The sequence below is a fragment of the Luteibacter sp. P4_D7_3 genome (assembly GCF_056401735.1).
In genome coordinates this window covers 1-4989 of record NZ_JBFUIT010000289.1, presented here as the reverse complement: position 1 = coordinate 4989, position 4989 = coordinate 1, and the positions used below count along the sequence as shown (strand labels likewise).

Annotated in this window: 5 protein-coding genes and 1 pseudogene; all 6 read right to left on the bottom strand. The window is 61.3% G+C overall.

What is annotated here, in order from left to right:
• Nucleotides 1–572, bottom strand: a 572-nt coding sequence (locus AC1DSN_RS18230; RefSeq protein WP_477332064.1) for a glycosyltransferase family 2 protein, incomplete at its 3' end; no start/stop codon positions are given.
• The gene (locus AC1DSN_RS18225) at nt 569–1459 is read right to left on the bottom strand and encodes an NAD-dependent epimerase/dehydratase family protein (RefSeq protein WP_477298289.1); all 891 of its coding nucleotides are present in this window, start codon (nt 1457–1459) and stop codon (nt 569–571) included. The genes AC1DSN_RS18225 and AC1DSN_RS18230, both read right to left, overlap by 4 nt.
• A 25-nt stretch (nt 1460–1484) precedes the next feature.
• On the bottom strand, nt 1485–2918 hold the full coding sequence (locus AC1DSN_RS18220; RefSeq protein WP_477298290.1) for a lipopolysaccharide biosynthesis protein: 1434 nt from the start codon (nt 2916–2918) through the stop codon (nt 1485–1487).
• Nucleotides 2919–2927: 9 nt separating this feature from the next.
• Entirely contained in the window at nt 2928–3584 is a 657-nt protein-coding gene (locus AC1DSN_RS18215) for a PglD-related sugar-binding protein (protein ID WP_477332062.1), read from the bottom strand.
• Nucleotides 3585–3587: 3 nt separating this feature from the next.
• Nucleotides 3588–4757 carry a DegT/DnrJ/EryC1/StrS family aminotransferase gene (locus AC1DSN_RS18210; RefSeq protein WP_477298520.1) on the bottom strand — a complete coding sequence of 390 codons (1170 nt, stop codon included), beginning with the start codon at nt 4755–4757 and terminating at the stop codon, nt 3588–3590.
• A 47-nt stretch (nt 4758–4804) separates the two neighbouring features.
• Nucleotides 4805–4989: pseudogene (locus AC1DSN_RS18205) on the bottom strand (group 1 glycosyl transferase); the annotation flags it as partial.

Sequence of the window (4989 nt, the reverse complement as noted above, 5' to 3'; positions counted from 1 at the left end):
CAGCAAAGATACATGTCTTCGGCGAGCGAGCCGATCCACGAAGGGAAACCGCCCAGCGTGTTCCACAGAGTTCGTGGAAGCCACATGCATGCGCCGATCACCATGGCGACATCTTCCCGATCAACGAGCACGTTTGGCACCGGGTTCATGAAGGGATCGAGGAGGCAGCCGCGGTCGACGAGTTGGTCCGATGTCCAGTCTCTCTGAGGTAGCGTCAGAATGGCGGGGCGCGGCGAACGCCCGGCGTCATCCAGCAACGCTTGAAGCGCGCCGGGGAGCAGAGCAGCATCGTTGTTGAGAAGAAGGACATACTCGCCATGGCTCGCCTCGACCATGCGATTGTTGGACTCGCAGAACCCGACGTTGCGTTCACTTTGGATGACTGCGATACCCTGATAGGTGGCAAGAAGCTCCACAGAGCTATCGGTCGAAGCGTCATCGTGAACAATGATCTCGACCGAGCTATCAACTACCTGGTCAAGCACGGAGCGCAGGCAGTCATCGAGGACAACGACACCGTTGTAGTTCGCGATGCATACCGAGATGATCGGAGCGCTGGGCTGCTTGCTCATCGGGCGGCGTGCCAAGTACGTTCGAGACCGTCACGCAAATTTATATGGGGTGCCCAATCGAAGGTCTCTCTAGCCAGCGCGTTGTCCAGCACGATGCGTTGAACGTCGAAAGCGCGAGCCTCGTGGTACTCGCGAGGAACGGCCTCCCCAAGGGTTTCGCCTATGAGATCGAGGAGCGTATTCAACGAGACGGGTACATGGCTGGATGCATTGATTGAACGAAAGCCCGCTGACGCGGGTGCTAACAGGGCCTTGATAATGAGACGGACCAGGTCGTCAACGAAAAGATAGTCGCGTACGGCTGTTCCGTCTCCGCGAACGAAAATGGGTGCGCCCGTCCGCACAGCGTGGAAAGCCGTCGGGATAATGCCGAACCCGTTTCGATAAGGTTGGCCAGGGCCGTAGACATTGGATGGACGAAGAACGATTACATCGTGCTCTGCCTCATGCGACCACGCACTGAGAAAGGCTTCCGCAGCGAGTTTGCCTGCGCTGTAGTAGCTCTTCGGCTCAAGTCGCGCCTGCTCGGTCGCGTCGCGAACTTCGACGTCGCCGTAAATGGCGCCGCCCGTTGACAGGTAGACGACTCGACGGCGGCCCACACCAATGCTGGCCTGAATGAGATTCAGCAGTGGGCGAAGGTTGTTGTCGAGTTCAGCAAGCGGGCGACCCGCACTCGAACTCGGCGTGCTTGAGCCAGCAAGCCAGACGACGCCGTCGGCGGATTCGAAAAGTTTCGCAAGGACGTCACTAGTCGCCGTGGACGCGTCGATCCACGTGACGCCATCGTCGGGCGCCACTTGCCTTGGCGACAATGCGATCACCTGCTCGCCAGAGGTCACCAGTGCCCTGACCAGGTGGCTCCCGATAAAGCCGCCCGCGCCCACGACCAGCCATGTCCGAGTTATCAACTTACCGACTCCTTGGGAGGACGAGTTGCAGGAATCCATCAATGGCGGGATGGCCAAGGGCCCAGCCGATGGCCAGATGCGTAGCACCCGCGAGCGCCGCTCCGGCGCATAAAGTCCATAACGATGACGGAAGCCAGACTACGCAACCCCACGCGATGACCGAGGCTCCCAGCGTCGCCAGCGCCGTCGGAAGCAGGTCATGTAGTTGGGTAAGCGCATCGTAGCCGATGCGTCTACCCACGACGTAGGCGTTGAGGACATATGAGACGAGGCTGGTAATGACTGTCGACCATGCCATCGCAGGCAGCCCCCATGGCGCGCTCGTGATTAGAAGGGTCACCGCGATGGCCTTCTTCACTACCTCCACGCGCAGCACGAGGCGGGGGTGTCCGAGCGCGTTGAGCACCACCAGGCTGAGGACATGCGCAGGCCACGGAATCGCCCCAAGGGTCAGGATCGCAAGAAGGGGGCCGGCGGGGAGCCATCGCTCACCATAGACGAGGCGAACAACGGGGCTGGCATATATGGCGAGGATCACCATCATCGGAGCAAAGGCGAAAAGGCTCATTCGCAACGCGGTCCGGAGAAGCTTGCGCACTTCTGCGATGTCGCCGTTGACCGAAGACAGTAATGGCAGGCCCAGTCGATTCAGAAGCGCAGCGGCGAACGACGTGGGGGCCTGCTGGGTATTCTGAGCCAGCGAATAGAAGCCAAGGTCCCGTGCGCTGAAAAGTCGCCCAATAAGAACGGCTTGCAAGCGGTTGTACGCAGTGTCGATCAGTCCGGCGACGAGCATATAGCCGCCGAAGCCGGCGATGGATCGAGCGGCTTCGTTGCGGTAACGGCCTTTCGGATACCAGCCCGAAATGAGGTAGAGCATCGCCGCCCGCGAGCCGATTGAAGCGATTGCCTGAAAGACCAATGCCCAGGGGCCGAAGCCCATGGTCGCGAGGCTGATGGCTATAGCGCCCGAAATCAGCGAACTCCCCAACTCAACTCGGGCTCGTGCGTGGAAGCGGAGCTGCTGGGTGAGCAGCGCGTCGGGAACGACGGCCAGTGCATTGAGCGGAAAGACCACGGCCAGCACGACGCAAAGCCGCGCTACCTCCGGTCTCCCATAGAACTCAGCGATGGATGGCGCCCCTGCCACCAGTGCCGTGCATGCTAATAGCGAGATGGCCAGGTTAATAACGAAGGCGGACGTCTCTTCATCGTCGTTGGTGCACTGCCGCTGTATCAACGCAAGACCTGTCCCGGAATCAACGAACACGTTTCCCAGCGCCGTGAACACGAGGACCATAGCGACAATGCCGTAGGCCCCCGGGTCGATGAGATGCGCGAGCACGACGGTGACGCCGAACTGCAGCACATAACGAATTCCTATCTCGAAGGCGCTCCATCGCGTGGCATGTTTGACGGCGCCAGGTTCGCTCACGTCGTCACCTCAACGTGCCTTTGCGGGCACGCCCATGACGCGCAGCCCCTTTGCAACCGGCCCCACGACGCAGGCGCCCGCAGCGATAACGGCGTCGTCACCGATGACGAGCCGTGCGCCCGGCGTTCCGTTGACAATCGTGGCTCCGATCCCCATAAACACCCGGCGGCCCAGCGCGACGTGCCCCGCAATCCGCACCCCTGGCGACACGGTGGAAAACTCACCCACGACTGTGTCGTGCGAGATCGAAGCCCCGACGTTGACATGGACGTGTTCGCCGAGCGAGATGTCAACTGTCAGGATTGCTCCTGATGCAATGATGCAGCCTTGGCCGATCCGGACAGATTCGTGCACAAATACTGAGGGATCGTGCAGCGTGCCCGCGATCATACCCCGCTCGATGCACATGGCAGCGACGCGCTCGCGTAGCAAGGGGTCGCCCACCGCGGCGACGAACGGCCAGCCATCGCAGGCCCCGGACTCGAGCGTGTGCACGGCGATACCGCTGAGAGTGTTGCAGCGGTGATAARCTGCCTCGACCACGAAGGCGATGTTCGCCCGGGACGTCCCCATGCGCTCCGCAATCAGAGCAGCTTCGCGCGCATGGCCGCCTGCTCCGAAGATGGCGAGTCTCTCTGGCGTTCCTACTGAAGAGTGCGATGCCATCGCTCAGTTTACGCCGTGCGAGCAGGCATGCTCGATGACATCGCAAATCGCATGAATGTCTTCCCGGCCCAGCGACGGCCCGCTCGGCAACACGACATTCTGTGCGGCGATGCGCTCCGTGGCCGGCAACGGGACACGAAGGGGAATGCCCGCGTAAGGTTTCATCTGGTGGCAGCCTGGCCAGAAGTACTTGCGGGCAAGGATGTTCTCGGCGTGTAGAACGTCGATCAGGACGTCACGGGTAACCTTCGCGGGTTGATCGATCGAAGCGACGATGTAGTGAAAGTTGTTTTCTTCAGCCTCGTCGTACTCAATCATGGTTACGCCTGGCACAACCGACAGCCTTTCGCGATAGATATCGTAGCGCTCGTGGTTGGCTGTAACAAAGCTATCAAGCGCGTCGAGGTTGGTAAGGCCCATGGCTGCGCTGGCCTCGATCATCTTGCCGTTCGTGCCCGGGTGGATGACGTTGTCGTAGCCTGCGAAGCCGAAATTTCGCATCAATCGCATCCGTTCGGCGAGCGCGTCGTCGTTGGTGACGACGGCGCCACCTTCAAGCGTGTTGAAGACCTTCGTCGCGTGGAAGCTGAGGACTTCGCAGGCACCGAAACCGCCGATGCGCTTTGCGTTGTGGGTGCAACGGTAGCCGTGGGCGGCATCGAACATCAGCTTCAGCCCGAACTCGTCCGCCAGAGCGGTGAGAGGCTCGATGGCAGCCGGGCGACCCCATGTGTGCACCGCCATGATGCCTGTGGTGTGAGGCGTGATGGCGGCGCGTACGGATTCAGGTGAAAGGTTATGGGTATGCGGGTCGACATCGGCGAACACAGGCGTGAGCCCCTGCCAAGCAAGCGCATGCGCGGTGGCGATGAACGTCCAAGACGGAACGATGACTTCGCCGGTGAGCCCTAGCGCACGGATAGCGATCTCGAGCGCCACCGTGCCGTTGCAGATAGCGACGCAATGGCGAACGCCGAGATCCTCGGCGACGCGCCGTTCGAACTCCTGGACGAGCGGACCATTGTTGGTCAGCCAGTTGCGGTCGAACATGGCTTCGATGTGTGCAAGGAATGTGCTGCGGTCGCCCGTATTCGGGCGGCCAACATGAACCGGCTCGCGAAACCGCGGCGGTGCACCCAAGATGGCCAAGGGGAAGGACGTGTCTGTAATCATGAGGTCACCAGCAATTCGCTGCAGTGTGACGTGACCCGGACCGCCATTCAATGGCGGCCCGGTGTGGCTCGTGCAAGCAGCTGGCGGTAGATGTCCGCATAGCGGGCGCCTGCATCGTCCCATGTGCCAAAGGCTGCCAGGGCGTTCTCCCTTGCCTGGAGTCCCACCGACCTGTTCAAGTCGGCATCCTCCAGTGCCGCGACGGCGCTGGCGTAGCCGGCCTGATCCGAGC

What these genes read in the sequence shown, in the direction of transcription:
- AC1DSN_RS18210 (WP_477298520.1), bottom strand. Translation starts at nt 4,757, where the DNA reads ATGATTACAGACACGTCCTTCCCCTTGGCCATCTTGGGTGCACCGCCG.